At 68.9% G+C, this 26,036-nt stretch carries 26 protein-coding genes; 7 read left to right on the top strand and 19 right to left on the bottom strand.

The genetic code is table 11. The features are described from left to right. Positions 1-140: 140 nt before the first annotated feature. From ABZW96_RS28955 to ABZW96_RS28940, 4 genes are all read right to left on the bottom strand, one after another. Positions 141-1,133 (bottom strand): 2-oxoglutarate and iron-dependent oxygenase domain-containing protein, encoded by a 993-nt coding sequence (locus ABZW96_RS28955; protein WP_355078787.1) that lies wholly within the window; start codon positions 1,131-1,133, stop codon positions 141-143. A 41-nt stretch (positions 1,134-1,174) separates the two neighbouring features. Next, positions 1,175-2,209, bottom strand: coding sequence for a lysophospholipid acyltransferase family protein (locus ABZW96_RS28950; RefSeq protein ID WP_355078786.1), 1,035 nt, complete (start codon positions 2,207-2,209; stop codon positions 1,175-1,177). Continuing rightward, complete coding sequence (locus ABZW96_RS28945; protein WP_355078785.1) at positions 2,206-3,033, bottom strand: GNAT family N-acyltransferase; 828 nt, start codon at positions 3,031-3,033, stop codon at positions 2,206-2,208. The genes ABZW96_RS28950 and ABZW96_RS28945 overlap by 4 nt, the downstream gene beginning before the upstream one ends. A 264-nt stretch (positions 3,034-3,297) precedes the next feature. Next, on the bottom strand, positions 3,298-4,590 hold the full coding sequence (locus ABZW96_RS28940) for an NAD(P)/FAD-dependent oxidoreductase (RefSeq protein ID WP_355078784.1): 1,293 nt from the start codon (positions 4,588-4,590) through the stop codon (positions 3,298-3,300). A gap of 112 nt (positions 4,591-4,702) precedes the next feature. Here ABZW96_RS28940 and ABZW96_RS28935 point away from each other — a divergent pair, with 112 nt between their 5' ends. Next, entirely contained in the window at positions 4,703-5,560 is an 858-nt protein-coding gene (locus ABZW96_RS28935) for a LysR family transcriptional regulator (RefSeq protein WP_355078783.1), read from the top strand. Positions 5,561-5,649: 89 nt separating this feature from the next. Here the strand turns inward: ABZW96_RS28935 and ABZW96_RS28930 are convergent, their stop codons facing one another. Continuing rightward, the gene (locus ABZW96_RS28930; protein WP_355078782.1) at positions 5,650-5,916 is read right to left on the bottom strand and encodes a hypothetical protein; all 267 of its coding nucleotides are present in this window, start codon (positions 5,914-5,916) and stop codon (positions 5,650-5,652) included. Positions 5,917-5,922: 6 nt separating this feature from the next. Further along, complete coding sequence (locus tag ABZW96_RS28925; protein WP_355078781.1) at positions 5,923-6,621, bottom strand: hypothetical protein; 699 nt, start codon at positions 6,619-6,621, stop codon at positions 5,923-5,925. 235 nt (positions 6,622-6,856) lie between these two features. Here ABZW96_RS28925 and ABZW96_RS28920 point away from each other — a divergent pair, with 235 nt between their 5' ends. Both ABZW96_RS28920 and ABZW96_RS28915 read left to right on the top strand, forming a co-directional pair. Then, positions 6,857-7,750: a helix-turn-helix transcriptional regulator gene (locus ABZW96_RS28920; RefSeq protein ID WP_355078780.1), complete on the top strand. Its 894-nt coding sequence runs from the start codon at positions 6,857-6,859 to the stop codon at positions 7,748-7,750. Beyond that, positions 7,747-7,956, top strand: coding sequence for a DUF397 domain-containing protein (locus ABZW96_RS28915; RefSeq protein WP_355078779.1), 210 nt, complete (start codon positions 7,747-7,749; stop codon positions 7,954-7,956). Before ABZW96_RS28920 ends, ABZW96_RS28915 begins: the two co-directional genes overlap by 4 nt. Before the next feature lie 215 nt (positions 7,957-8,171). On the opposite strand, the gene ABZW96_RS28910 is transcribed toward ABZW96_RS28915, so the two are convergent. The 4 genes from ABZW96_RS28910 to ABZW96_RS28895 all read right to left on the bottom strand — a co-directional run bounded on the left by ABZW96_RS28910 (position 8,172) and on the right by ABZW96_RS28895 (position 11,803). Further along, complete coding sequence (locus tag ABZW96_RS28910; protein ID WP_355078778.1) at positions 8,172-9,227, bottom strand: cobalamin-independent methionine synthase II family protein; 1,056 nt, start codon at positions 9,225-9,227, stop codon at positions 8,172-8,174. A 303-nt stretch (positions 9,228-9,530) separates the two neighbouring features. Continuing rightward, complete coding sequence (locus tag ABZW96_RS28905; RefSeq protein WP_355078777.1) at positions 9,531-9,752, bottom strand: hypothetical protein; 222 nt, start codon at positions 9,750-9,752, stop codon at positions 9,531-9,533. Positions 9,753-10,024: 272 nt separating this feature from the next. Next, positions 10,025-10,981 carry an electron transfer flavoprotein subunit alpha/FixB family protein gene (locus ABZW96_RS28900; RefSeq protein ID WP_355078776.1) on the bottom strand — a complete coding sequence of 319 codons (957 nt, stop codon included), beginning with the start codon at positions 10,979-10,981 and terminating at the stop codon, positions 10,025-10,027. A gap of 36 nt (positions 10,982-11,017) precedes the next feature. Further along, positions 11,018-11,803, bottom strand: coding sequence for an electron transfer flavoprotein subunit beta/FixA family protein (locus ABZW96_RS28895; RefSeq protein WP_355078775.1), 786 nt, complete (start codon positions 11,801-11,803; stop codon positions 11,018-11,020). A gap of 262 nt (positions 11,804-12,065) precedes the next feature. Here ABZW96_RS28895 and ABZW96_RS28890 point away from each other — a divergent pair, with 262 nt between their 5' ends. Genes ABZW96_RS28890 through ABZW96_RS28880 form a run of 3 tightly spaced genes read left to right on the top strand, consistent with a single transcriptional unit; the run spans position 12,066 to position 15,798 of the window. Next, positions 12,066-12,884, top strand: a complete 819-nt coding sequence (locus ABZW96_RS28890) for a methyltransferase domain-containing protein (protein WP_355078774.1) — start codon at positions 12,066-12,068, stop codon at positions 12,882-12,884. Then, positions 12,881-14,548, top strand: a complete 1,668-nt coding sequence (locus ABZW96_RS28885; RefSeq protein WP_355078773.1) for a glycoside hydrolase family 57 protein — start codon at positions 12,881-12,883, stop codon at positions 14,546-14,548. The genes ABZW96_RS28890 and ABZW96_RS28885 overlap by 4 nt, the downstream gene beginning before the upstream one ends. Continuing rightward, positions 14,545-15,798, top strand: a complete 1,254-nt coding sequence (locus ABZW96_RS28880) for a glycosyltransferase family 4 protein (protein WP_039795312.1) — start codon at positions 14,545-14,547, stop codon at positions 15,796-15,798. Before ABZW96_RS28885 ends, ABZW96_RS28880 begins: the two co-directional genes overlap by 4 nt. 4 nt (positions 15,799-15,802) lie before the next feature. Here the strand turns inward: ABZW96_RS28880 and ABZW96_RS28875 are convergent, their stop codons facing one another. Together ABZW96_RS28875 and ABZW96_RS28870 are read right to left on the bottom strand one after the other, a co-directional pair. After that, entirely contained in the window at positions 15,803-16,348 is a 546-nt protein-coding gene (locus ABZW96_RS28875; RefSeq protein WP_355078772.1) for a DUF1697 domain-containing protein, read from the bottom strand. Positions 16,349-16,381: 33 nt separating this feature from the next. Continuing rightward, a complete protein-coding gene (locus ABZW96_RS28870; RefSeq protein WP_355078771.1) occupies positions 16,382-17,131 on the bottom strand; it encodes an acyltransferase in 750 nt (249 codons plus the stop codon). Positions 17,132-17,363: 232 nt separating this feature from the next. On the opposite strand from ABZW96_RS28870, the gene ABZW96_RS28865 reads away from it, so the two are divergent. After that, complete coding sequence (locus ABZW96_RS28865) at positions 17,364-18,662, top strand: PQQ-binding-like beta-propeller repeat protein (protein ID WP_355078770.1); 1,299 nt, start codon at positions 17,364-17,366, stop codon at positions 18,660-18,662. Positions 18,663-18,922: 260 nt separating this feature from the next. On the opposite strand, the gene ABZW96_RS28860 is transcribed toward ABZW96_RS28865, so the two are convergent. From ABZW96_RS28860 to ABZW96_RS28830, 7 genes are all read right to left on the bottom strand, one after another. Then, entirely contained in the window at positions 18,923-20,086 is a 1,164-nt protein-coding gene (locus ABZW96_RS28860) for a class I SAM-dependent methyltransferase (protein ID WP_355078769.1), read from the bottom strand. A gap of 196 nt (positions 20,087-20,282) precedes the next feature. Further along, complete coding sequence (locus ABZW96_RS28855) at positions 20,283-21,260, bottom strand: class I SAM-dependent methyltransferase (protein ID WP_355078768.1); 978 nt, start codon at positions 21,258-21,260, stop codon at positions 20,283-20,285. A gap of 37 nt (positions 21,261-21,297) precedes the next feature. Continuing rightward, positions 21,298-22,074 (bottom strand): enoyl-CoA hydratase-related protein, encoded by a 777-nt coding sequence (locus ABZW96_RS28850; RefSeq protein ID WP_355078767.1) that lies wholly within the window; start codon positions 22,072-22,074, stop codon positions 21,298-21,300. A 243-nt stretch (positions 22,075-22,317) separates the two neighbouring features. Continuing rightward, positions 22,318-23,088, bottom strand: a complete 771-nt coding sequence (locus ABZW96_RS28845; protein WP_355078832.1) for an NUDIX hydrolase — start codon at positions 23,086-23,088, stop codon at positions 22,318-22,320. Between the two features lie 522 nt (positions 23,089-23,610). Next, entirely contained in the window at positions 23,611-24,444 is an 834-nt protein-coding gene (locus ABZW96_RS28840; RefSeq protein WP_355078766.1) for an ABC transporter ATP-binding protein, read from the bottom strand. A gap of 136 nt (positions 24,445-24,580) precedes the next feature. After that, positions 24,581-25,384 (bottom strand): peptidyl-tRNA hydrolase, encoded by an 804-nt coding sequence (locus tag ABZW96_RS28835; protein WP_355078765.1) that lies wholly within the window; start codon positions 25,382-25,384, stop codon positions 24,581-24,583. Further along, on the bottom strand, positions 25,381-25,692 hold the full coding sequence (locus tag ABZW96_RS28830) for a protease inhibitor I42 family protein (RefSeq protein WP_355078764.1): 312 nt from the start codon (positions 25,690-25,692) through the stop codon (positions 25,381-25,383). Before ABZW96_RS28830 ends, ABZW96_RS28835 begins: the two co-directional genes overlap by 4 nt. Between the last annotated feature and the right edge of the window lie 344 nt (positions 25,693-26,036).

The raw sequence follows: 26,036 nt of genomic DNA, 5'->3' as shown, positions 1-26,036 counted from the left end.
CCCGCCCAGCGCGCGATCCCGGTCGGCCGCCGCGAAGTCGCCCGTCGCGCGTTCGAGCATTTTGCGGCCCGACACCCTGCGGCGCAGAGCGACCCGCGGCGCACGGCTGCCTCCGGCGCCGACAGTCCGCGGCGCGTCTGTCAGTAGGCGCTGACGGCCTCGCCCGGGGTGATGCCGTGGTGCAGCAACGCGACCTCCGGGTGGGCGCGGGTGCGGGACTTCCACGCGTTCGCGCCGTAGGTGTCGAAGATCGGGTTGTCCGGATCGGCCTCGACGCCGCGAGAGCGGGTCGCGAGTTCGGGCGGCAGCTCGATGATCGGGATGGTGGCGTCCAAAGCCGGGTTGAGGAAGAACGGGATCGAGACGCGATCGGTGCCCGGCTCCGGTGCCAGGACGCGGTGCCGGGTGGCCCGCAGATATCCCCCTGTGGCGACTTCCAGCAGCTCGCCGATGTTGACGATGAACGCTCCTGGCAGTGGCGGCACGTCCACCCACTCTCCCGGCGACAGCTCCGCCTGTAGTCCCCGTGAACCCGGCTCGACCAGCAGCAGCGTGAGCACGCCCGAATCCTTGTGCGCCCCGACCCCCTGCGGGTTCTGCTCGTTGCCCGGATACCGCACCACTTTGATCAGGGTGGCGGGCAGGTCGGCGAACGCGGCGTCGAAGAGATCCGCGGACGCGCCGAGGGCCACCGCCCACTGTCGCAGCAGCCGCATGCCCACCTCGGAAAGCGATTCGCTCCACGCTTCGAATACCTCGCGTAGTTCCGGCAGCGCGGACGGCCACAAGTTCGGTCCTTGTAGCCGCCAGTACCCCTCCGCGCCGTCGATCACCTTCTGCTCGGGACCGATATCGATCTGCTCGCGCCAGTCCACCTTGCCGTTGGTCAGCTCACCGCCGAGCCGGGAGTATCCGCGGAACTGCGGACTCTTCAGCTGACTGATCTCCTCCTTCGCGGCGGCGGCCAACGCGAAGAACCGCCGCGCGACGGCCACCACCTCGTTCGACCGGTCGGCGGCGATGCCGTGACCGATCAGATAGAAGAATCCGGTCTCGTGTGTGGCCGACAGAAGATCTGCGCGGAACCGTTCCGGATCGCGGTCGGCGTCGGCGAGGTCGAGAACTGGAAGCATACGAACCACTATCGCGCGTTATGCCGCGCCGTGTAGCCCGGCTACGCTTTCGTCTCCTGCCGCACGGCCGCGGTATTGCGGCGACCGCGCAACACGCGCCGCGGCCTGCGCACCTCCGGGGCGACGGTCGCTACCGAGGGGTCCTGCACTCGGGTGTGCCCCGCCTCGATCCATTCCGTGGTTTCGTGGCGCGGCGACGCGGCGCCGCGGACCGCGGCCTCGCAGCGGCGGGCCAGTTCGCGCCGGTCGGGGCCGGGTTCCAGCACCGGCTCCAGCACCACTTCGGCGACCATTCCGCGCGAACGCAGCACCCGCCCGGCGGAGGAGCCGAAGGTGTCGACGCCGACGAAAGCGGGCACCGTGCACGGCACACCGTGCCGGTCCAGGTACCGCAATCGCACCGGCTGCACGGGGGTGCCGGTGTCCACCGCCGCCTGGAGCAACGCGGGACGCATGCTGCCGTAGGCGCGGCCACACCACGTGGTGCCCTCGGGGAAGACGCCGATCCGCTCACCGGCGGCCAGCCGCGCTCCGACCGCGGCCACTACGCCCGGCAACTGCCGCAGGCTCTCGCGTTCGATCGGGATCACCCGCATCAACTCGGCGAGTTTTCCGATCATCGGCCAGTCCAGCATGTCGGCGCGGGCCACGAAGCCGAGCGGCTGCACCGAGGCCAAGGCGACGATGTCGGTCCAGCTGATGTGCCCGGTGACGATCAGCACACCCCGGCCTGCGGCGCCGAAACCGGCGGGTGCGAGCGTGGTGTCGCCCTCATCGACGACACCGCGCTCTTCCGCGGTCACCCGGTTGTCGACGACGCGCAACCGCAGGCCGATGGAACCGAGCAGTAGGCGCGCGTAGCCGCGCTGCAACGGCGCACGCTTGCCGCGCGGGGTCACCGCGTGCGCGATCGGGTAGCTGAGCAGCAGGCCGGCGACTCCGGCCAGCCGGGCGGCCACCCGCGCCGGGCCGACTTGGTCGATCGAATCGATGCAGCCGGAACCGCAGGGGCTCGACGGCATCCATGCGTGCGCGGCGGACGGGGCGGGTGGCGCGTCGAAGACCACTGTCCTCACCGTCCCCCGTCGAACGACGCGGCGGCGTCTTGTAGGCGATTGAGGTAGCGGGTGTTGATGGTGTTCAGCCCGAGCAGCACGACGAAGTCGGCGACCGCGAAGGCGGGATCGTGGGCGGGCTCGCCGCAGATCTCCGCGCCCAGCCGCAGGTAGCCGCGCACCAGCGGGGGCAGCTTCGGCCGCGACGGCGGGGTCAGTTCGTCGAGGGTCTTGCCGTCGACAATCACCGGGTTGTAGGGGTGCACCCGGCGCTCCGGGTCGGAGGAGTGCCGCCCGAGCAGCATGTCGCGCACGCCGCGCACGTTCACTCCGGGCGGGTCGGCCGGGGTGTCCTGCATCGGCACCGACACGCAGCCCATCACCCACTCGTAGCCGGTGAGCTGGATGTAGTGCAGGATCCCCGCCCACATGAGGGTGAGCACCGAGCCGTTGCGGTGGTCGGGGACCACGCACGCGCGGCCCATCTCGACGATCCGCATGCCTTCCGGATCCAGTTGAGCGAGATCGAATTCCGTCGCCGTGTAGTACCCGCCCGCCGCGGCGACCTTGTCCGGCGGCAGCATCCGGTAGCAGCCGACGAATTCCCCGCTGGCGTCGTCGCGCACCAGCATGTGGTCGCAGTGCTCGTCGAAATGGTCGGCGTCCAAACCGCTGCCGTCGTCCGGAATCCGGAAACCCGGCTCGTTGGCGAACACGTTGTAGCGCAGGCGCTGCGCGGCGACGCGGTGATCGAGGTCGGAGGAGACCACCAGCGAGTAACGCGACCGTCCCTCCCCGGAGTCCGTCGGTCGAGCCGGGGCCGTCAGCACGGACGAAATAGTCATATCCACGATGAAGCCAGCCCGACAATGCGCCCCAGCAACCTCGAAGTGTCGCCGCGATGCCGGTTGGGTGAACGAGACGGCTGTCACACCGAGCGTTCACCGAACGGTTCCACCGCGTTCGCCCTCCCGCACCGAAACCGCTTCCGACATGCGGTTTACCGTGCGAATCGCGGTTCGTTCCAGGGCAGCGTGAATGCCGCGCGCACCGTGAATCGCGCCGCCTTTCGATCGTGCGCGACGCGATTCTCAGGTGCGAGAAGCCATTTAAGCGGCTCGACTCTCCGCGGCGAGTACCTTCGGCGCGGTCGCGTCCTCCTCGGCGAAACCGGGGCGCCCGGTGAAGATGAACGCGACCAGCCAGGACGCGACCGCGGCGAAGCGGTTGCGGAAACCGACCAGGTAGAACAGGTGCACCGCGAGCCACATGAACCAGGCGATCACACCGCGGAAGGTGATGCGGTCGTTCAGCTTCGTCACGGCGCTGAACCGGCTGATCACCGCCATGCTGCCCTTGTCCCAGTAGGTGAAGGGCGTGCCGGGCTGCTTCTTGCGGCGGATGATGTCGGCGGCGTGCCTGCCTTCCTGCATGGCCACCGGCGATTGCCCGGGGTAGCCGTTGAGCGAGGTCATGTCGCCGATGGCGTAGATGTCGGCGTAGCCGCCGACGGTGAGATCGGGGTTGATCAGCAGCCGGCCGGCCCGGTCGGTCGCCACGCCCGTGGCCTCGGCCAGGATCTTCGCGAACCCGCCCGCCTGCACGCCCGCCGACCACACCACGGTCTCGGCCGCGATGGCGTGCTCGACCCCGTCGGCGCTCTTGACGGTGACCTTGCCGTGCTCGATGTCGGTGACGAAGGTGCCGAGCAGCACCTCCACGCCGCTGCCGGTCAGCGACTTCTTCGCGTACTCCGACAGCCCGCCGCCGAACGGCGGGAGCACCTCGCCCGCGCCCTCCACGAGCGTGACCGAAACCTCCTGGTGGTAATACCGTTTCGCCAGCTCCTTCAGCTGACCGGCCACCTCGACGCCGGTCGCGCCCGCGCCGACCACGACGAAGCTCAGCAGCTTGCGCTTGGTCTGCTCGTCGGCCTGCGCGGCTTCGGCGAAGACGCGCGCGATCTGGGCGCGCAGCCGCCGCGCGTCGTCGATGGTCTTGAGCGAATAGGTCTTCTCCGCGAAGTCGTCGCGGCCGAAGTAGGACTGGCTCGCGCCGGTGGCCGCGATCAGCGAGCCGTAGCGGATGCGGTGCGAAACGCCCTCGTGCTCATAGGTGACGATGGCGCGGTCGGGATCGATGCCGACCACGGTGCCGAGGCGAACGTCGGCCTCGCGATGGCGGCGCAGGATGCCCGCGATCGGCGGCGCGATCTCCTCCGATGTGAGCACACCGGTCGCTACCTGGTACAACAGCGGTTGGAACAGATGCTCGGGCGTGCTGGAGATCAGCACATAGTCCACCCCCGACTTGGCCAGTTGCTTGGCGGCGGCGAGCCCGCCGAACCCCGATCCGACAATGACGACACCCGCGGTTTCGATTCCCGCGTCCACGTACTGCATGACAGCCTCCTTCTCTCATTACGAACCGCGATCCGGAGGGCGGATATTTCAGGTGTGTGGGCGCATAATTAAGATGACTCTTATCTCGATTCGTAATTAATCAGGAGGCGCCGTGGAACTTCGGCAGCTCACCTACTTCGTCGCGGTGTGCGAGGAGCTCAGCTTCAGCGGCGCCGCGGCGCGCTGCTTCATCTCGCAGTCGGCGATCAGCCACCAGATCTCCCGGCTCGAACGCGACCTCGGTGTGCAACTGTTCGAGCGCTCGACCCGCTCGGTCGTGCCCACCGACGCCACCGCACGGCTACTTCCCCTTGCGAAACAAATGCTGAGCCTGGAGTCGGCGATCCGCGCCGCCGTGCGGACGGTCGGCCCGCGCATCCGGCTGGCCGCGAACATGTCCTTCGCCACCCGCTCGCTGTCGGCCATCGCGGGCGCGCGCGCCGCGCATCCGGAGGCGGAGATCGAGTTCGTCATCAAACCCTTCCGTCAGCGCATCACCGCGGTGACCGACGGCGACTGCGATCTGGCCCTGATCCGCGGCCGCGTCGACCAGCCCGGCCTCGTGGTCGAGCAGCTGTGGGTCGAGGATCTGGTGATCGCCACCTCCAGCGCGCATCCGCTGGCCACGAAGGACACGGTGACCCTGGCGGATCTGGCCTCCTACCCCCTGTTACTCCCCCCGGAGCAGGAACAGGTGTTGCTACACACGGTGATCCGCAACGCGTTCGCCGAACTGCCTACCGGCCCCACCTTCGGCCCGCCCATCCCGCCGGACCACACCGCGACGATGGAGCTGATCAACCGGCCCGAGGCGTGGACGGTGCTCTACGCGGAGAGCACGACCGAGGGTCTGGTGGTGCTGCGGCTGGCCGAATCCAAGCTGCGCATCCCCGTGTCGGCGGTCCTGCGCGCCGACGCCCGGCGCTCACCGATCCTCGACACCCTGCTCACCGCATTGCATCGTTGCTGATTCAGGCCGCGAGGGACGACGACGCCCCTCGCGGCGACATGGTTGTCGTTGAAGTTGCTGTGGGTGGTCTCGTCCGGACCGAGTCGTGCTCACGTCCGGCCATCGCGGCAAATGGTGGAGGGTCGATGGCACGGGAAAAGGTGTGACCAGAAGTCGTGGCGAACCGCGTCCCATAGTCCGGTCAATTCCGGCAGCAGTTCGCGGGCTTGCGTGAGGTCGGGGTCCGAGCCGGGGTGGTACGAGGCGATCGGCGTCATGTCGGATGCGTCCCGCACGACCAAGATCGCGATGCGGTGACCTTCCAGTCGCCAGGTAGCCCGAAAGCCCTCGGCTTCGGTGTGGTGGATGTCGCGCATTCCACATCAGTCCCGCTCGCTTCGCGCGACATCGAACGGACGGGAGACCGGGGTTCGGGAATCCGCGACGGAAGCGGTGAGCGCGTCCAGCACATTCAGCAGTGTTTCCAGGTCGGGGCCAGGCGAGAAGGGCAGTCGATCGGCGGATTCGAACGCCAGACCGCGAGCGGCGGCACGTTCGCGTGGGCTCGAAACCGGCGGAACGAGCTTGCCCGCCCGCACCAGGCAGCTGAGCGCCGACGCCTTCCGTGGACAGGTGACGGCACGACAACCTCTGTGCTGCTGCATGATTCGATGCGACTCGGCGATGGTGAGCGAGTGGTCGGGGTGGGTGTGGCCGGGGCCGGTCGCACCGGGCTGAGCACACGCCCAGGTCATCGCGGGACACACCGTTTCGAGGTCGCAGGTTTCACAGACTCGCGCGGGGGTGTTGTCCACGGTGGTCAGGTCGTGGACGACGAGAGCGGCAGCCTGCACGCCGACCGCGACGGCCAGCGCGTATCCGACCGGATCGACTTCACCTGCCGGGGGCCGGACGGTGTAGAGATAGTGGTAGCCCAATCGCTCGGCGTGGCGGCGTATCTCGGTCGCGTGCCGAGATGTGTGCAGACTGGATATGTCGGGCCGTACCAGCCCTAAGGCATTGGGCTTCTGTATCTTCTGCGTGGCGGGTCGGCCGTTCGTGCCGATCTTCTGGGTACGCATCGTCGCTCCCGGATCATCTTGACAGCGTGCGGGTTTCGGATTCGTTCTGCTGAGACGCCCCCTGCGCGGGTTTCCGCCTCGAACGCCGAAAACCAGCACACCACCCGTGACCAGCGGATACGCTCGAAAACGAGCACCCATTCCCGACCGGCTCAATTGCCCAGGACGGTGCTCGGTTCTCGAGCTGAACTTGATCGATTCGCAATCCCGCACGACTCACTTCCAGGAGACCTGCGTGACCAACCCTGATGAAGAAGGCCCGTCATCGACCCTGCCGCGCCGCCAACTCGGACGCTTTCTGCGTGACCGCCGCGAAGCGGCGGGCTTCACCATCGCCGAGGCCGCCAAACTCGTAGATCTGTCGCGGGCCGTACTCCAACGCTTGGAGACCGGCCAGATCCAGAAAGTCCGCAGGCAGGATGCACAGGCGCTATGCGAGGTCTACGGCGTAGATGCCGTGGACACCAAAGCGGCGGTCGACCTTGCTGTGCAAGCGAAAGCCAAGAGCTGGTATCACGCGTATGGAGGCCTGTACAGCGGCGCTTTCAACATGTACGTCGGACTTGAAGCCGCTGCGCGACGACTGACCACGTACCACGAACACGTTCCTGGCTGGTTGCAGACCGCGGACTACGCGCGTGCGGTGATCGGGGCATATCCAGGATTCAACAGCGAGGACATCGATCGGCGCGTGGAGCGTCGATTGAGGCGGCAAGCCATCGTCACCCGAAAGACCAAGCCGGTCTTTCTGGAAGTCCTGCTGCACGAATCAGCACTCCACCGCATGATCGGCGGACCGAAGATCATGTCCACCCAGCACCGGCACATGGCCGAAATCTCGAAGCTGCCCAACGTCACACTGCGGATACATCCCTTCAGCGCCGGGCTGGCCTGGGGGATGCCGCACGGCCTGTTCATCATCATGGAGTTCGATTCGAACGCCAAAGGTGTGCCGGTCGAACCGCCGATTGTGTACTTGGAGGGAGGACCGGCGCAGGATGTATACCTAGAGAAAGCCGAGGAAATTCGGCTCTATAGTGAGCTCGCCTCGGCGATCCGGGACACGTGCCTGGGTGAAGTGGAATCGCGAGACCTGCTCCGGCGGGTGGCAAGGAGTTACGAGCGGTGAACGATGACCTATCCGGGGCGAATTGGTTCAAGAGCAGCCGCAGTGCCAGCGGTTCGCAATGCGTCGAAGTGGCATGGCTCCACAGCGGCATGATCGGCGTGCGGGACAGCAAGAACCCGACCGGCCCAGCGTTGGTGTTCGCGCCAGGTGAGTGGGACGCCTTCACCACAGGCGTGCAGGTCGGCGAATTCGACCGCCCCGCCTGACGAGAACTCGCAACCACTAACGGAAACGACCGGCACCGCACCGCCCACCACATGGCCGGAGCGGGGCCGCTCCACATAGGTCCATCGAATCCCATTACAGCGCAACGACCCTGCTGCGCATCTGCGCTGAACCTTCGGGCAACCGCAATCCGACTTCTCGCCGGACGAAACCGGCCCCGGTCCAACCGGGGCCGGTCGCACGACTCACCCCAGGGTCAGACGCCCAGTTCCGTCGCCGCCAGAGCTGTGCCCTCGATGCGCGCGCGGATCTTGGCGAACGCGGTCTCACGCGAGGTGGAGGTGTCGTCGGCGAACGGTGAGAAGCCGCAGTCATCGCAGGTGCCCAACCGATCGACGGGCAGGAAACGAGCGGCGAGCAGCACCCGGTCGCGGACCTGTTCGGGTGTCTCGACCTGCGGGTCGATCGGGTCGGTGACACCGATGAACACCCGCGCCTCGGCGGGCAGGTGTTCGGCGACCACTGCGAGCACCTTCTCCGGATCCGGCTCGCTCGCGAACTGGAGGTAGAACGCGCCCACCCGCAGTTGCAGCAGCTTCGGCAGCAATTCGACGTAGTCCACGTCCAGGCTGTGCGTGGAGTCCTGGTCGCCGCCCGGGCAGGTGTGCACGCCGATCCTGGCTCGCTCCTCGTCCGAGAACCGGTCGAGCACTGTGTTGTTCAGCTCGATGAACTGGTCGAGCACACCGCCGCTCGGATCCAGCTTGAGCGACAGTCGCCCTTCGGTGAAGTCGAGTTGCACCAGGTGCGCGCCCGCCTCCAGGCAGGCGCGGATGTCGGCCTCCGCCGCGTCGGCGAGGTCGGCGAGGAACTGCTCGCGGGGGTAACCCTCGATCCCGTCGGCCGGATACAGCAGGCTCAGCGCCGATGGCGCGATGACGGCCTGCTTCACCGGAACGGTGGCGTGCTGCTGCGCGTCGCGCAGATAGTCCGCCGCGTGCGCGGCATAGCGGAACGGACCGGAGGCCAGCCGGGGCAGCTGTCTCTGGTGTCCGTCGGCGAACGGGATGATCGCCCCGTCCGGGGCCAGATTATCGAGCCCGGCAATCGGATAGGTGGCGAAGCTCGGCTTGGACTGCTCGCCGTCGGTGACGACGGGAGAGCCGAGTTCTTCCAGCTTGCGCACGGTCTCGGCGACCGCGCTCCGCTGGAGTTCGGCGAGCGCGGTGGCGTCGCCGGATTCGTCGGCCATAGCGGCCAACAGATCGTGAGGTCGAGGGATGCTACCGATCGGTTCCGTTGGGATGCTCACCGGCCGAGTGTAAGTCCGCCACCCGCATCGCCGACGCGAAATCGCCTGCACCGTAATTTCTTTCGCAGCGGTCACGATTTTCGCTCACCTGGCCTCTAGAGTTCGCCTCTCGACAGGCCATCATCGGTCTCACGCTCGAGTTCGGGCGGCTGGACCAGCCGAATGGCAGTCGGAGGCGGACGTTTCGGCGGTGGTCGAAAAACGGAACAGGACCACCGCTCGACGCGGTGGTCCTGAGGTCGTACGACAGATCGTGCGGCGAGGGCGGTGCAGACCAAAATCAGCCCGCCCTCACCACTTCGATCAGCGGAAGATGCCCATCCGCCAGCCGTTTCCTGCGGCCTTGCAGCTGTAATGGGGGACGTTGATGTCGCCCTCGGAAACGCGCCGCGCCTCCTCTCGCTTCGCGGCGGCCAGGCATTCCTTTTCGTTCGGATACACCTCTGCCTGCGCCGCAGGCGCCAAGGCGATCAGTGCCCCCGTGGCCAGCGCGCCCATCAGCAGTCCCGTAACCGTCTTCTTCATCTCTGATCCCCTAGTGTCGATGACTCCCCCCCTTCGGGGGATTTGACGCCAATGAAACTAGCAAGCAACGCAGGAGATCGGCGAATGGAGTCGTCAACCGTGCCGATCACGAGCAGCGCCGGGCCATCTGACCGGTTATGCCACTGCACCCCAACCGATCACACGGCGCATGGGTGGGCAGTGGAAGTGCTGCCGCAGCAGACTGACCAACTCAGCGAAAGGCGGCCCCGGCCTCTGAAGGTCGGGGCCGCCTTTCGACCGGCCGAAGGGTGTCAGCCCTTGTGCGTCTTGACCGCTTCGGTCAGCTGCGGCGCGACGTTGAACAGGTCGCCCACGATGCCGTAGTCGGCGATCTCGAAGATCGGCGCCTCTTCGTCCTTGTTGACGGCGACGATGGTCTTCGAGGTCTGCATGCCCGCGCGGTGCTGGATCGCGCCCGAGATGCCGAGGGCGATGTACAGCTGCGGGGAGACCGTCTTACCGGTCTGGCCGACCTGGAACTGGCCCGGGTAGTAGCCCGAGTCGACGGCGGCACGCGAAGCGCCCACGGCCGCGCCGAGCGAGTCGGCCAGGGCCTCGACCACCGAGAAGTTGTCGGCGGAACCGACGCCGCGGCCACCGGAGACCACGATGCTCGCCTCGGTGAGTTCCGGGCGGTCACCGCCGACGACCGGCTCGCGCGAGGTCACCTTGACCACGCCCTCTTCCTGCGCGGGCACCTCGACGGTCACCTTCTCGCCTGCGCCGGCCTGCGCGGAGGCCTCGACGGCGCCCGGGCGGACCGAGATCACCGGGACATCGCCGGTGACCTTGGCGTCGACGGTGAACGCGCCACCGAAGATGGAGTGCACGGCGGTGCCGTCGGACTTCACGTCGATGACGTCGACCAGCAGGCCGGAGCCGATGCGGGCGGCGAGGCGACCCGACACCTCCTTGCCCTCGGCGCTGGCGGCGACGATGACGGCGGCGGGCGAGACCGACTCGGTCAGCGCGGCCAGCACGTCGACCTTCGGGGTCACCAGGTAGTTCTCCACATCGTCGGACTCGGCGATGTAGATCTTCTCGGCGCCCGCGGCGGCCAGCGCGTCGGCCAGCTTCTCGCCGGTGCCCGCCGTGCCGAGCACGACGGCGGCGGGCTCGCCAAGGGCGCGAGCGGCGGTGAGCAGTTCGGTGCTGACCTTCTTGATCGCACCCTCGGCGTGCTCGACGAGCACGAGTACTTCAGCCATGTGTTCTCTCCTAGGAAGTCTGCAGCGCTACCGAGATCAGATGATCTTCTGGCCGATCAGGTACTGGGCGATCTTGGTGCCGCCGTCGCCTTCGTCGGCGATCTTCTCGCCCGCGGTGCGCGGAGGCTTCGGCGTGGCGGCGGTGACGGCGGAACCCGCGTTCGCGACGCCAACGGTCGAGGGGTCGACGCCCAGGTCGGCCAGCGTGAAGGTCTGCACTTCCTTCTTCTTCGCGGCCATGATGCCCTTGAAGGACGGGAAACGCGGCTCGTTGATCTTCTCGGTGACGCTGACGATGGCGGGCAGCGAGGCCTCCAGCTTGAACACGCCCTCGTCGGTCTCGCGCTCACCGGTGATCTTGTCGCCGTCGACGACCAGCTTGCGCAGGTGCGTCAGCTGCGGCAGGCCGAGGTACTCGGCGATGATCGCCGGCACCGCGCCCGCGCGGCCGTCGGTGGCCTCGTTGCCCGCGATGACCAGCTCGACACCCTCGACCTGACCGAGCGCACTCGCCAGCACCCACGCCGTCTGCACGGCGTCGGAGCCGTGGATGGCCGGGTCGTTGATGTGGATGGCCTTGTCGGCGCCCATGGACAGCGCCTTGCGGATGGCCTCGGTGGCGCGGTCGGGACCGGCGGCCAGCACGGTGACCTCACCGCCCTGGGCCTCCTTGATCAGCAGCGCCTCTTCGACGGCGCGCTCGTTGATCTCGTCGAGGACGGCGTCGGCGGCCTCGCGATCGAGCGTGAAGTCACCATCGGTGAGCTTGCGCTCGGACCAGGTGTCGGGAACCTGCTTGATGAGTACGACGATGTTCGGCATCGGTCTTCGTCGACCTCCTGTTCTGGTTACACGTATGTGGTGGTCGCACGAACTGCGCCGTACGCCCGGGTGGGTGGCTCAGGCCGTGACATTACCTTACGTTAAGTTACCCGTGGGTAACTTAGTGGCTTCTCTCTCACAATTGGTTACCACGCACTACAGTGCGCGGTTCCGGCGACCCCTTTCCCGGCGAGCGAAGCCGCCCTCCGGGGCAGCCGGGTGGGGTATGCCCCGCGGATGCGGTGCCAGTAACGTCGGAGTGATGAGCGAGGCTGTGATCCCTGCCGCAGTGGACGACCCGTCCGGCATCACCGTGGCATCCGAGACGAGCACCGGCGCCGTCGAACCACTGCCGCTGACCGGCGAGCGCACCGTTCCGGGCATCGCCGAGGAGAACTACTGGTTCCGCAGGCACGAGATCGCCTACGCCCGTCTGCTGGACCGTTGCGCCGGAAAGACGGTGCTGGAGGCGGGTTCCGGTGAGGGCTACGGCGCCGACATGATCGCCGGCGTGGCCACCAAGGTGATCGGCGTCGACTACGACACCGGCGCCGTCGAACACGTGCGCGTGCGCTACCCCCGCGTGGAGATGCTCCACGGCAACCTCGCCGAGCTGCCGCTGGAGGACGCCTCGGTCGACGTCGTGGTGAACTTCCAAGTGATCGAGCACCTTTGGGATCAGGCCCAGTTCCTGCGCGAATGCCTGCGCGTGCTTCGTCCCGGCGGTGAGCTGCTGATCAGCACCCCCAACCGGATCACCTTCTCGCCCGGTCGCGACACTCCGCTCAACCCGTTCCACACGAGGGAACTCAACGCGGCCGAGCTGACCGAATTGCTGGTCGAGGCCGGATTCGAGGTGTCGGAGATGATCGGCGTGCACCACGGGCCCGGCCTGAAAGCATTGGACGCCAAGCACGGCGGGTCGTTCATCGACGCGCAGATCGAACGCGCGCTGGCCGGTGAACCCTGGCCCGCGGAACTCACCGCGGACGTCGCGAGCGTCGCGGTGGACGATTTCGAGTTGCTGGCCGCGAACATCGACGCGAGCCTGGATCTGATCGCCATCGCGGTGAAGCCTTGACCGATCGCGGTACCGTGCCCGGCGGGCACGCGGCAAGTCCCGTGCCGGGCCAGTTCACCTTGGTCCTGCACTCCCACCTGCCCTGGCTGGCACATCACGGTCGCTGGCCGGTCGGCGAGGAATGGCTCTACCAGTCCTGGGCCGCCTCCTACCTGCCCGTCGTCGAAGTGTTGCGAACCCTTGCGGCCGAAGGCCGTTCGCATCTGCTCAGCCTCGGTATCACACCGGTACTCGCGGCCCAGCTGGACGACCCGCACTGCCTGGCGGGCATGCACCACTGGCTGGGCAACTGGCAGCTGCGCGCCGACGAAGCCGCCATGGCGGGCAATGTCGCGCTGGGCAGGCACGAACACCGCCTGGCCGCCGCCGCCCTGGCCGAGTTCGAGCAGTACTGGCGGCACGGCGCCGCGCCGGTCTGGCGCGCGCTCGTCGACGCGGAGGCCATCGAACTGCTCGGCGGCCCGCTGGCCCACCCGTTCCAGCCGCTGCTGGACCCACGGCTGCGCCAGTTCCAGCTCACCGAGGGCCTGGCCGACGCGCGACACCGCTGGGGCCACACACCGACCGGCATCTGGGCGCCGGAATGCGGCTACACCCCCGGCATGGAGGTCGGCTACGCCGCCGCGGGTGTGACGCATTTCATGGTCGACGGCCCCGCGCTGCGCGGCGATACCACGCTCGGCCGACCGGTCCGGGATTCCGACGTGGTCGCATTCGGGCGCGATTTGCAGGTGAGTTACCGCGTGTGGTCACCGAAATCCGGCTATCCCGGCCACGGCGCCTACCGTGACTTTCATCACTATGACCACGCCACAGGTCTCAAACCCGCGCGGGTCACCGGCAAGACCGTCGCGGGCCCGGACAAGGCTCCCTACGATCCGGAACTCGCCGCCGCGGCCGTCGTCCGGGATGTGGACGACTTCGTGCGGACGGTGCGCGAGCGGTTGATCTCCGAGTCCGAGCGGATCGGCAGGCCCGCCCTGGTCGTCGCCGCGTTCGACACCGAACTGTTCGGCCACTGGTGGCACGAGGGCCCGCAGTGGCTGGCGCAGGTACTGCGGGCACTGCCGGAGGCGGGCGTCACCGTGGGCACCCTCGCCGACGCCCGAGCGCGCGGCTACCTGGGCGAACCGGTGCCACTGGCCGACTCGTCCTGGGGTTCGGGCAAGGACTGGCGGGTGTGGGCGGGCGAACAAGTGCGCGACCTGGTCGAGCTCAACGACGACATCGTGCGGCTGACCCTGGACACCGTCGACAAGATGCGCGCCGCCCAGGGCGGCGCACCCGGACTCCGCGATCACGTCGCCGATCAGCTGCTGCGCGAAGCGATCCTGACCGTCTCCAGCGACTGGGCGTTCATGGTCAGCAAGGACTCCGCCGCGGGGTACGCGCGCGACCGCGCGCACCGCCACGCCCACGCCGTCCGGGAAATCGCCGCGGCCGTCGGGGCGGGCCAACTCGCGAAAGCACGGCAGTTGGCGGCAGGATGGGGGGCAGCTGACGGACTCTTCCCCGGCGTGGACGCGCGACGACTCACGTCCGCGGGGTCCGTACCCAGCGCCACCGGGGCAGTATCCGCCGCCGAGCCAGGCCCGGACTCCGCCACCGCGGACCACGGACCGGTTCCGGCGGACCCGGGCTCGGCCGCAGAAGGACTTGCATGAAGATTTTGATGGTGTCGTGGGAGTACCCACCCGTCGTGGTCGGCGGGCTGGGTAGGCACGTGCATCACCTCGCCGTCGAACTCGCCGCGGCCGGCCACGAGGTGGTCGTCCTGTCCCGGCGCCCCTCCGGCACCGACGCCTCCACCCATCCCACGCACTCCTACATCGCCGAAGGCGTGCTGGTGGTCGCGGTCGCCGAGGACCCGCCGGTGTTCGACTTCGGCGAGGACATGCTCGCCTGGACGCTGGCCATGGGACACGCCATGGTGCGCGCGGGCGTCGCGCTCGGGAAGCCTGGCATCGGCGACGGCTGGACGCCGGACGTGGTGCACGCGCACGACTGGCTGGTCGCCCACCCCGGCATCGCCCTGGCCGAGTACTACGACGTGCCGCTGGTGTCGACCATCCACGCCACCGAGGCCGGGCGGCACAGCGGCTGGGTCGCGGGCAAGGTCAACAAGCAGGTGCACTCGGTGGAGTGGTGGCTCGCCAACGAGTCCGACGCGCTGATCACCTGCTCGTCGTCCATGCAGGACGAAGTCGAGCGGCTCTACGGTCCGGAGCGGATCCCGATGACGGTGATCCGCAACGGCATCGACGTGGGCGCGTGGACTTTCCGCCCGCGCGCGCCGCGCAGCGGTCCGCCCCGGCTGCTGTACGTGGGCAGGCTCGAGTACGAGAAGGGCGTGCAGGACGCGATCGCCGCGCTGCCGCGCATCCGCCGCGCCCACCCCGGCACCACCCTGACCGTCGCGGGCGTCGGCACCCAGTTCGAGTGGTTGCGCGAGCGCGCCCGGGTGCACCGCGTCGCCCGCGCGGTGAACTTCGCCGGTCAGCTCGACCACGCGGAACTGCTCGGCTGGCTGCACGGCGCCGACGCGATCGTGCTGCCGAGCCGATACGAACCGTTCGGCATCGTCGCGCTGGAGGCGGCCGCGGCGGGCACCCCGCTGATCACCTCGACGGCGGGCGGCCTGGGCGAGGCCGTGATCGACGGCGTCACCGGCGCCTCCTTCGCGCCCGCCGACGTCGACGGCTTGGTCGAGGCGGTCCGCGCCACCCTCGACGACCCCGCCGCCGCGCAGCAGCGCGCCTACGCCGCCCGGGAACGGCTCACCGCCGACTTCGCCTGGGACGTGGTGGCCGCCGAGACCGCTCAGGTGTACCACTCGGCCAAGCGGCGGGTGCGCAACCCGTTGGGCCGCCCGTCCATCGTGGAACGCCCGCTGCCGGAACGCGATCCGAAGTAGCCCGCTAAGCCGCCAGTTTCTTGACGACGCGCTCGATCGTGAGCCAGGTGCGGGTGGTGATGTCCTTGCCGTATGTCTTCTCCAGCCAGGCCATGAAGTCGGGCGTCTTGCCCGGCTGACTGTTGTCGATGACCGCGAGGAAGGCACGGGCCGCCTCGTCGTAGCCCACGACCCGGGTGAGCGGGTCCGGCCGCTCGGGCAGGGTTGCCGGAGGCTCGGCCGTGTCCTTGAGGAACGTGGCGATCAGATACGTGCCGCGTCCGTGGGTCAGGCCGTGGAAAGGGTCGGTGTCCAGCAACGCGCGCAGTTCGTCGTGGCTGCGGATGATCGTGCCGCCGCCGATGCCCAATTCCTGGACCAGCGCCTGCTGGATACGCTCCTCGAGCGCGGGCACGTCGGTCTCCGCGCTGCGGAACACGATGTTGCCGCTGGTCAGCACCGAACCGACGCCCTCGAATCCGAGCGATTCGAACACCGCGCGCAACTTCGCGTTGCTCATGTTCGGATTGCTCGGCATGATCCCGCGCAACAGGGCGGCGTAGGCAGTCATAGCGCGAACCTACCCGCCCGCACCGACGAACTCTCAGGCGTTCTGCGCGGCACCGTTCTTCTTGCGCGCGATGTCCTCCAGCGCGGCAAGGTATTCGGCGCGCTGCTCGGCGCCCGCCTCCCAGGCCGCCTTGCGGTTCTTGACCACCTTGGCCGGCGCGCCGACGGCGATGCTGAAGTCCGGGATCTCGCCCTTGACCACGGCGTGCGCGCCGAGCACGCAGCCGCGCCCGACGCGGGTGTCGCGCAGCACGGTCACCTTGGCCGCGATCCAGGTGTCGGGGCCGATGCGCACCGGGCTCTTCACGATGCCCTGGTCTTTGATCGGCACGTTGATGTCGTCCATCTTGTGGTCGAAGTCGCAGATGTAGCACCAGTCGGCGACCAGGGTCGATTCCCCGATCTCGATGTCGAGGTAGGTGTTGACCACGTTGTCCTTGCCGAACACCACCTTGTCGCCGATGCGCAGCGAACCCTCGTGGCAGCGGATCGCGTTGCCGTCGCCGATGTGCACCCAGCGGCCGATCTCCATGCGGCTCAGTTCCGGCGTGGCGTGGATCTCGACGCGGCGGCCGAGGAAGACCATGCCGCGCAGCACGATGTGCGGGTTGGCCAGGCGGAACTTGAACAGCCGGTAGTAACGCACCAGATACCAGGGCGTGTACGCCCGGTTCGCGAGCACCCAGCGCAGCGACGCCCGCGTCAGAAAACGCGCCTGCTGCGGATCCCGGCGGCGCGATCCCCGCCAGCGCGAGCGCAACGGTGCGCCCCACATGCTCGTCACGAACGGTTCTCCTGTCGTGGTCCTACCGGCCGTCGCCCGCCTCGGCGGCGACGGATAGAGCCTATCGCCCGTGGCGAGCATCGCGACGAGCACCCGCTACGACAACGCCGGGACTCGTTCACCCGCGCAAAGGCCTCCCGTACAGTGACTCCTGCGCCGGACAGGGCGCGGGTGCGAGCCAACGACGACAGGAGTACGGCAGGTGCGAAGCGGCGGCGTACTGGCTACTTCCATGTGGCGACCGTCCCGGAAACGCGCCGCGGTCGTGCTGGCCGCGGTCGGCGCGCTGACGCTGGCCGGTTGCGGCACCGACTACGACGACATCACCGTCGGCACCGGCAAGGGCTGGACCGCCGCCTACCACGACGTCCGCAACAGCGGCACCGCTCCGGTCACCGGGTCGCGGAAGCTCGGACTGAGCTGGCAGCGGCCGGTCGGCGGACCGATCGCCCAGCCGATCACGCTGGGGCCCGACGGCCAGCTGTTCGTCACCACGCGTCTGGCGAACTGCTCGATCTTCTCCTTCCAGATGGCCACCGGCCGCAAGCGGTTCTGCAACGCCCTCGGCCCGAGCGCGATCTCCTCGCCGTCGGCGGTCGACTGGATGTCCAATGTCTACATCGGCGACGACAGCAGGGTGATCTCCTTCAACTACCTGGGCCAGCCGCGGTGGGCGACGCCCGTGGCCGGAACGCCGGTCTCGGTGCAGTTCACCGGGGACGGCAAACTGCTGACGATCAGCCAGTCCGGTCAGGTCGACGTGCTGTCCAGGCAGACCGGCGACCGGGCGGTTCCGAGCGTGCAGTTGCTCGGCGAACCGGACTTCCTCGCGCACGCGGGCCTCGGCTGGCCGGACGCGGGACAGGGACTGGACGACTGCGCCACCGGAGGGCCGCACTGCCCGGTCGCGAACATCTCCCCCATCGACGCCGCCAGTGGCCGTTTCTACGTGACGTTGTGGCAGCCGGGGCGGCCTGCCGCGTCCCTCGTCGCGCTGCGCTATACCGGCGCGAAGGTCGCGCGGGAGTGGAGCGCCGAGTTGTTGCTCGGTGGCAGCGCGACCAGTCCGGCCCTGTCCGCCGACGGCGGCACCGTCTACGTCGGCGACAACAACAACCGCCTGATCGCGCTCGACACCGTTGACGGGCGGACCAAGTGGGTGCACCGGCTGGATTGGACGCCGCGCGGCGGCATCTCGGTGTCCGACGACGGCCTGATCATCCCGTCGGGCGAGGAAGGCTACCTGCTCGCACTGCGGGACAACGGCGACAGTGTCGAGACGGTTTGGGAACGTAAGGATCTGGCGCTGCGCGGCCCTGCGGCGCAGACGGCGGGCGACACCGGCTACGTCACCGCGGCGATCGGCGACGGCCTGAACCTCGTCACCTTCGACACGCGGACCGGAACCACCATCGATTCCGACGTCCTCCCGGGCGCGAAGGGTACGACCACCGGTACGTCGGTCGGCGCGAAGGGTGAGGTCGTGGTCGCCACCCGCATCGGCGAGATCTTCGCGTTCACACCGGAATAGCGCCCGGTCGCGAGGTCCGGGTGCGGAGCCCGCTGGAGCGGCCCGCGCGCGGATACCAGCCGGGCAGACTCGTTTCGGATACCGGGCCCGCAGTGCAGACGCGGGGTTGATCCGCGCGGGCGACGCGGACGGTCGGCGCGGACGGTAGAGTCGCCGATCTTCGGCAGCGATCTGCCCGCACAGCCGACGGACCAACGGCCGACGCCGCACGGCTCGTCGTCGCGGGACTTCCGGCGTAGGGCACGATTCGCCCCGGATGGTCACGGGGTGACACAGAGGAAGACCGTCGCGCTACGGCCTATGCGAGTGATCACCAGCGTATGCGGTTGACTGCCACGGAGCTTGAGGCGCGAACGGAGGGCATCGGGGTCGATGTCGACACCCCGGGCGAGGATTTCGAGGGGTCCGCAGTCACGGCGATGCAGTTCGGCGCGGAGCGCCTTCTCGCGGAAGTCCATACGGTCGAGGACGCGGAAGCCACGTACTCCCTCGGGCACGGTGTCGCTGGTGAGATAGGCGATGCGGGGATCGAGTTGCCACAAGCCGTGTTTCGCGGCGTAGTGGCGGACGAGACCGGCGCGCACGACCGCGCCGTCCGGGTCGACGATCCACTGCCCCGGCGGGCGCTCGTCGATGACGTCGGGTTCGGCGTCGGTGATAGTCCAGGCGGCGGCCTTGGAGGAGAGCACCGTGGCCCGACGGGTGACGCCGGGCTCGGTGAGTCCCGACGACCAGAGGCACGCCTCGCGCACGGAGCCGTCGAGCGACACCACCTCCACCTCGCCGGGCCAGCCGAGACGGTCGAAATCCAAACCGGGCGCGCACTTCACGGCGAGATCGCGCCCACGATAGGCGTCGAGCAGATCCGGCAGTGGCGGTTGCAGTTTGGCCGGGTCGTGGGTGCGGCGGCCGTCGGCGCGCCGGGCCGGGTCGGCGGTCACGACGGTGTCGACGCTGCACGGCGTCAGCGCATCCGCCTTGGCCAGCAAGACATTCCGATGACCGGACAGATTGCGGGACGCCATCGCCAACCGTACGTCGTCCAGATCGCTGCCGAGCACGGCGGGACAGTGCGGCGCCAGGGCCGCCAGCTCCGCGCCGATCGAGCAGGTCACGTCGTGTACCGCCCGCCCGGCCAGGCGCGCGGCCCGGTGCCTGGCGACGGCGGTCGGGGTCGCCTGCTGCAAGGCGTCGTCGGTGAACAACCACTCCCCCGCGTCGGCCAGTTTGGCCGTGGCGCGGCGGCGCAACCGGACCGTCTCGACCAGCGCCGCGGCGCGGTCACCATAGGCGCCACGCACCTGCTCGAGATCCTTCAGCAAGGACACGGACGTCAGCGCCAGGCGATCCACATCGGCCAGTGCGGCCCGACCGGTCGCGCTACCCAGGTACCCGACGTCGTCGCGGGTGAAGAGATAGCCCACTATCGGTCCCGCATCGGGATCGAGTCGACCCGACTGATTCCGGCGATCGTGATCGTGCCGGTTCGGATCATGGAAGACCGAGCCCGGTCACGGCATTCGAACCGGCGCGGCGACATGGGCGCGTGTACACCCACCGCGGCAGCCCCGATGGCGCTGCCGCGATGAGCGATGCGGTCGCGACAGGTATCGCGCGCCACTACTTTCCGGCGGAGGTGGGCTTCACGCCGGTGATCATGGCGTTGTAGAAGAACTGGCGCGGGACGACACGGCGCATGACGTTCTCGTCCACCCAGCTCAGTCCCAGCCAGGCGCGGTACATCGCCATCCGGTAGCGCCAGGTGAGCTTCTCGGCGGGGACCGCGGCCTCGAAGGTGCGCACGGGCCAGCCCCACAGGGCGGCCGCGAACTCCTCGGTCTTGGCCGCCACTTCGACGGCGCCCGCCGAGCGAGCCATCGACTCCAGTGCGCGCGGATCGAAGGTGTGCAGGTCGACGACGGCCTCGAGGGCCGCCGCGCGCGAGGACTCGTCCAGCTCCTCCTGCGGACGCCGCCAGTCGCTGAGCATCGGCAGCTTGGTCACCGTGGTGGTGGCCTTCCACGTGATGCGGCCCAGCCAGCGGGCGTAGAAGTTGCCGACCGTGGTCGGCTCACCGGCGAACACGAAGCGGCCGCCCGGCTTCAGCACGCGCAGGCACTCCTTGAGCGCCAGCTCGACGTCGGGGATGTGGTGCAGCACCGCGTGGCCGACCACCAGATCGAAGGTGTCGTCGTCGTAGGGGATGGTCTCCGCGTCGGCGACCCGGCCGTCCACGTCCAGTCCGAGGTTCTGCGCGTTGCGCAGCGCCACCTTCACCATGCCCGGCGACAGGTCGGTGACCGAGCCCGATTTCGCCACGCCCGCCTGCATCAGGTTCAGCAGGAAGAATCCGGTACCGCAGCCCAGTTCGAGCGCCTTGCCGTAGGGCAGCGGCGCGGGGCCGACGGCCAAGTCGAACCGGCCGCGCGCGTATTCGATACAGCGCTCGTCATAGGAAATGGACCATTTGTCGTCATAGGTCTCGGCTTCCCAGTCGTGGTAGAGCACCTGGGCCAGCTTCGTATCCTTGAGCGCTGCTTCGACCTCTGCCTCGGTGGCGTGCGGGTTCGGCGCGGGGTCGTCGGGACGTACCGTCATGGTCGGCAAGCCTACCCAAATCCGCAGTTGACGCCTGCTATCGGCCCACGAATTCGGCCGACCCTGGACCGTTGGCCAGATAAGAACCTGTTCCTATCAGGCGATCTTCCGTCGTGAACAGGGCCGACCACTCGCCGCGGGCGCGATCGAGGCCGTGCGGACCGGCTTCGAAAACCGCTTTCGCGGCGGCCAGCGCGCGGGCGGGACCGTCGGCGAACTGGCGCGCCCACCGCATCGCGGCGGTGTACACGTCGTCCGGCGCGACGACTTCGTCGACGAGGCCGAGCGCCTTCGCCTCGTCCGGTTCGACGAAACGACCAGTGTAGACGAGGTCCTTGGCCGCTCCCGGCCCGATCAGCAGGGACAGGCGCCGGATGCCCGCGAGCGGGATCAATCCCGTCTCGATCTGCGGCAGGCCCAATTTGACGTTGTCACCGATGATGCGGCGGTCCGCTCCCAGAGCCAACTCCAGCCCGCCGCCGAGGCAGTAACCGCTGATCGCCGCGACGGTGGGTTGCGGGATCCGGGCCAGACAGCCAAGGGCGTGCTGCAGGTCGGCCGCCATGGCGGCGGCCTGGGCGCTGCCGAGCCCGAACAGTTCGGCCACGTCGTCGCCCGCCGAGAACACTCGTTCGTCGCCGTACACCACCACCGCGGCGACACCCTGGTCCGCCGCGACGGCGTCCGCCGCCTCGGCCAGTTCGCGCGCCAGCTGCAGGTTCAGCAGGTTCATCGGCGGGCGGGCGATCCGGAGGACGGCCACGCGCCGCGCGGCATCGCCTTCGGTCAGCTCCAGGGTCACGAATTCGGCCATGGGACGCACGCTACCGGGTGCTGACCGGCGTGAGCGGTGGGCCCTCAGAACCGCGGCACGATGTCAGCGCGAGGGTCCCGATGCGGACAGGAGGCACAGCGCGGGCGGTCGGACCCGGCAGGCGGCACACCCCTCGCCGGTGCCCTACCACTACCGGGCAAGCCCGCACGGCAGACCTGTGCACGGCCGGCAGACACCGCAGCATGGCCGGAAAGCCCGCTCAGGCGGGGAGCGCCCGAACGGTCACGGGCGCGCCGAGCCCTTGAGCCGCCCGGCATCGGGGAGATCGGCGAAATAGCGTCGGTTGTCCGGGAAGGACAGCAGCTGTTTGCCGTCCAGGTCGGCCAGCACCGGCATGATCGGATCGATAGTCCGCCGCGCGGCGAGGATGTCGGCGGTGGAGCCGAATTCGCCGAGCGCGATCAGCTGCGACCAAGTCGGTGGCAGCAGGACGTCTGCTCCCGAGCGCCACCGTGCCAGCGCCTCGGCGGGGGTGCGCCACTGCACCTCCGCCGCCTCGGAGGTGGCGCCGTCGGCGAGCTGCCCCTGCGGCAGCACCGCGACGAAGAAGCGAGTGTCGTAGCGACGCGGCTCGATGACCGGCGTGATCCAGTTCGCCCACGGCCGCAGCAGGTCGGCGCGCAGCACCAGCTTCTCCTCCGCGAGGAAGGACGCCAGCGACAGTTCCCTGCGCTCGAGCCTTGCGCGGGCCTCGTGGTAATCGGTGGTGTCGGAGACGACGCTGTCGGCGGTCGGCCCGGCCAATAGCACGCCGCACTCCTCGAACGTCTCCCGGACGGCAGCGCAGACCAGCGCCTTCGCCCTGGTTTCGCTGGTCGCGAATTGTTCGGCCCACCATGCGGGTTCGGGACCGGCCCAGGCGATGTCGGCGGTTCCGTCGGACGGGTCGACGCCGCCGCCGGGGAACACGGTCATGCCCGCGGCGAAGGCCATCGCGCCGACCCTGCGCTGCAGGAAGATCTCGGGCCCGTCGGCTCCGTCGCGCACCAGCATCACGGTGGACGCGTCTTTGAGCGGCGGTTCGGGTTGCTGAGAGTCTGCCTGCGCTACTGTCTCACTCACCCTTGCACCTTAATAGGTGCAGTCGGAAGTCCGTCCTCAGCCCGCGCACGGCCGGAGCGAAGGCCGAAGGTACGCATAACGGGCGCAGTCGGACGTAGTCCGTCGATAGCCCGCGCACGGCCGGAGCGAAGGCGAAGGTACGCACAACAGGCGAAGTCGGACGTAGTCCATCCGCAACCCACCCACGCCCGAAGCGAAGGCGAAGGTACGCACAACAGGCGAAGTCGGACGTAGTCCATCCGCAACCCACCCACGCCCGAAGCGAAGGCGAAAGTACGTACAACAGGCGAAGTCGGACGTAGTCCATCCGCAGCCCGCTCACACGGAGCGACGGCGAAAGTACGCATAACGCACGGCCGGAGCGAAGGCGGAGGTACGCACAACGCGCACGGCCGGAGCGAAGGCGGAGGTACGCCTGACGCACCCGAATTGTGCGATCGCACGCCGTCCGAGTCAGCGGGTGCGGTGACTGCCCGCCCGCCGCGAACGCCGCGCGAAGTAGCGGCCGTCGACTCGATCCAGGGCGATCGACTGGCGGAAGGCGTCGCTGAGGTTCTCGGCGGTGAGCACGTCGGAGAGCAGGCCCTGCGCGATCACTTCGCCCTCGTTGAGCAGCAGGCCGTGGGTGAATCCGGGTGGGATCTCCTCCACGTGGTGGGTGACCAGCACGATCGCGGGCGAGTCCGGATCGGCGGCGAGATCGCCGAGCCGCTCCACCAGTTCCTCGCGGCCGCCCAGGTCCAAGCCCGCGGCGGGCTCGTCGAGCAGCAGCAGCTCGGGATCGGTCATCAGCGCGCGGGCGATGAGCACGCGTTTGCGTTCGCCCTCCGACAGCGTTCCGTAGGTGCGGTCGGAGAGATGTTCGGCTCCGAGGCTTTCCAGCATGTCGATGGCGCGATCGGTGTCCACGTCGTCGTAGCGCTCCCGCCAGCGGCCGAGCACCGCGTAACCCGCGGACACCACCAGATCGCTGACCTTCTCGTCGGTCGGAACCCGGCTGGCCACCGCCGCCGACGACAGCCCGATGCGCGGGCGCAGCTCGCTGATGTCCACCTTTCCGATGCGCTCCCCGAGCAGATGGGCGATGCCCGCGGTGGGATGCAGTTCGGCGGCGGCCATACGCAGCAGCGAGGTCTTGCCCGCGCCGTTGGGGCCGAGGACCACCCAGCGTTCGTCGAGCTCGACCTGCCAGGTGACCGGCCCGACGAGGGTACGGCCGGAGCGGCGGACGGTCACGTCGGTGAAATCGATGAGCAGATCGGGATCCGGTTGCGGCACGCGCTCCATCTTGGCCCACCCCGGGGGGCACTTGCCAACGCAGGGAGGGAAAACCGACCCGGTCGGTCGATCTGTGCTGGAACGCCGCCGTCCCGGCCGGATCGGCCGCACCGACCGACACGCGCGCCGCGCCGTAGCGGAGGGTTCACCAGGACCGGGCGGGCACCGCGATCACCGTCATGGAGCCCGGCGCCACTTCGGTGTATCCCGCGTCGCGCACCGCGATCGCCGCGCCCTCCGCCACGTGCTCGGCCAGCGACGCCCAGCGCCGCGGGTCGGCCTCGCGGACGGCGCAGCGGAAGCCGAGTTCCGCCCAGCGCAGCGCGTGCTCCACCGGCAGCGCACCGGCCAGCAGCATGCTCGCGTGACCCACCTGCGCGGCGGCCTTGCCCAACGTCATCCCGAGCCCGGCGTTCACCCACAGCACCGGCAGTTCGGGATCGGGCGGGCCGGGCTCGTCGTGCGTGAGGTCGGTGCCGCCGATCTGCAGACGCTTGATTCGCGGGTCGACCTGCCCCACCGGCCCCGGGACCAGCGCCCGCGCCTGCGCGCCGTCGATCTCCACCGTGACGCCCGCGACAGCGCAAGTCGCCTGCCACTGTGCGCCGCGAGCGCGCCGAGCCACCTTGCGGATCCGGGAGCGCTTCCAGGCCAGATAGCGTTCTTCCCACTCGCCGCCCGGCCCGACTCGCTCGTCCAGGCACAGTGCCACCGCGGCCGACGCGGCGGCGGCGAGCAGCGCACTGCGCGGCGGCGGGTCGCTCTTCGGCAGATGCAGGACCATCTGCATCGCCTGCACCATGGCCGGGTCGTCCGGATCGCCCGCGCCGTAGCCGCCGGCCAGCTCCGCGTGCCGGGCCCGGAACCCGTCGACGTCCGACGCCGTTGCCACGCCGCGGATCTCGCCGTTCTCACGCACTTCGGCGCCGCATTCCGGAATGCTCGTCATCGCTCCACCTCGATCGTCGACGAAAACGTCCGGGCCGGTTCGGAACCCGGCTCCCACGGACGCGCGTACTCCATCGTCAGCGGCGACGCACGGGACGCCACGCCGACGACACTCCACACCCACGTCCTGCCCGCGCCCGGCGCGGGTGGGTCGGGTTCGAGATCCGCCGCTCCGTCCTGCTTCGCCACGGCCGCACCGGCTTTCGCGATACTCCCCGAGTAGGCGGTGGACGGATTCGCGGGGTGCGCGATCACCAGCCGCCGCCCCATGCGCGGTCGCCGCTGTTGTCGACCGTCCGCTTCGCTCATGCGGACAACGGAATTCGCGGACTCTGTCGTCACATCCGGCACGCCGCACCCCGCCGCCGATCTGGCGGGCAGCACAGCCAGGGACTTGCGCACCCGTCCTCCGATCGCCGCATGATCAACAGCAGCGAGCCTACCGATGCGGGCGTACCTCCGCCTTCGCTCCGGCCCTGCGCGGAGTCATCGACCGACTACGTCCGACAGCACCCATCCAGGCGTACCTGCGCCCTTCACTCCCGCCCTGCGCGAAGTCATCGACCGACTACGTCCGACAGCACCCATCCAGGCGTACCTGCGCCCTTCACTCCCGCCCTGCGCGAAGTCATCGACCGACTACGTCCGACAAC

Origin of the sequence: Nocardia sp. NPDC004168, assembly GCF_040610355.1 — a bacterium.
Lineage (GTDB): Bacteria > Actinomycetota > Actinomycetes > Mycobacteriales > Mycobacteriaceae > Nocardia > Nocardia sichangensis.
The sequence above is the reverse complement of the archived record's forward strand: the minus strand, read 5'-3'. Positions and strand labels throughout refer to the sequence as shown.

Bases quoted from the DNA above. Each gene is read 5' to 3' on its own strand.
- ABZW96_RS28955 (WP_355078787.1), bottom strand. From the start codon at position 1,133: ATGCTTCCAGTTCTCGACCTCGCCGACGCCGACCGCGATCCGGAACGG.
- ABZW96_RS28945 (WP_355078785.1), bottom strand. From the start codon at position 3,033: ATGACTATTTCGTCCGTGCTGACGGCCCCGGCTCGACCGACGGACTCC.
- ABZW96_RS28940 (WP_355078784.1), bottom strand. From the start codon at position 4,590: ATGCAGTACGTGGACGCGGGAATCGAAACCGCGGGTGTCGTCATTGTC.
- ABZW96_RS28930 (WP_355078782.1), bottom strand. From the start codon at position 5,916: ATGCGCGACATCCACCACACCGAAGCCGAGGGCTTTCGGGCTACCTGG.
- ABZW96_RS28925 (WP_355078781.1), bottom strand. From the start codon at position 6,621: ATGCGTACCCAGAAGATCGGCACGAACGGCCGACCCGCCACGCAGAAG.
- ABZW96_RS28905 (WP_355078777.1), bottom strand. From the start codon at position 9,752: ATGAAGAAGACGGTTACGGGACTGCTGATGGGCGCGCTGGCCACGGGG.
- ABZW96_RS28900 (WP_355078776.1), bottom strand. From the start codon at position 10,981: ATGGCTGAAGTACTCGTGCTCGTCGAGCACGCCGAGGGTGCGATCAAG.
- ABZW96_RS28895 (WP_355078775.1), bottom strand. From the start codon at position 11,803: ATGCCGAACATCGTCGTACTCATCAAGCAGGTTCCCGACACCTGGTCC.
- ABZW96_RS28890 (WP_355078774.1), top strand. From the start codon at position 12,066: ATGAGCGAGGCTGTGATCCCTGCCGCAGTGGACGACCCGTCCGGCATC.
- ABZW96_RS28880 (WP_039795312.1), top strand. From the start codon at position 14,545: ATGAAGATTTTGATGGTGTCGTGGGAGTACCCACCCGTCGTGGTCGGC.
- ABZW96_RS28875 (WP_355078772.1), bottom strand. From the start codon at position 16,348: ATGACTGCCTACGCCGCCCTGTTGCGCGGGATCATGCCGAGCAATCCG.
- ABZW96_RS28865 (WP_355078770.1), top strand. From the start codon at position 17,364: ATGTGGCGACCGTCCCGGAAACGCGCCGCGGTCGTGCTGGCCGCGGTC.
- ABZW96_RS28855 (WP_355078768.1), bottom strand. From the start codon at position 21,260: ATGACGGTACGTCCCGACGACCCCGCGCCGAACCCGCACGCCACCGAG.
- ABZW96_RS28850 (WP_355078767.1), bottom strand. From the start codon at position 22,074: ATGGCCGAATTCGTGACCCTGGAGCTGACCGAAGGCGATGCCGCGCGG.
- ABZW96_RS28845 (WP_355078832.1), bottom strand. From the start codon at position 23,088: ATGCTGGTGCGCGACGGAGCCGACGGGCCCGAGATCTTCCTGCAGCGC.
- ABZW96_RS28840 (WP_355078766.1), bottom strand. From the start codon at position 24,444: ATGGAGCGCGTGCCGCAACCGGATCCCGATCTGCTCATCGATTTCACC.
- ABZW96_RS28835 (WP_355078765.1), bottom strand. From the start codon at position 25,384: ATGACGAGCATTCCGGAATGCGGCGCCGAAGTGCGTGAGAACGGCGAG.
- ABZW96_RS28830 (WP_355078764.1), bottom strand. From the start codon at position 25,692: ATGAGCGAAGCGGACGGTCGACAACAGCGGCGACCGCGCATGGGGCGG.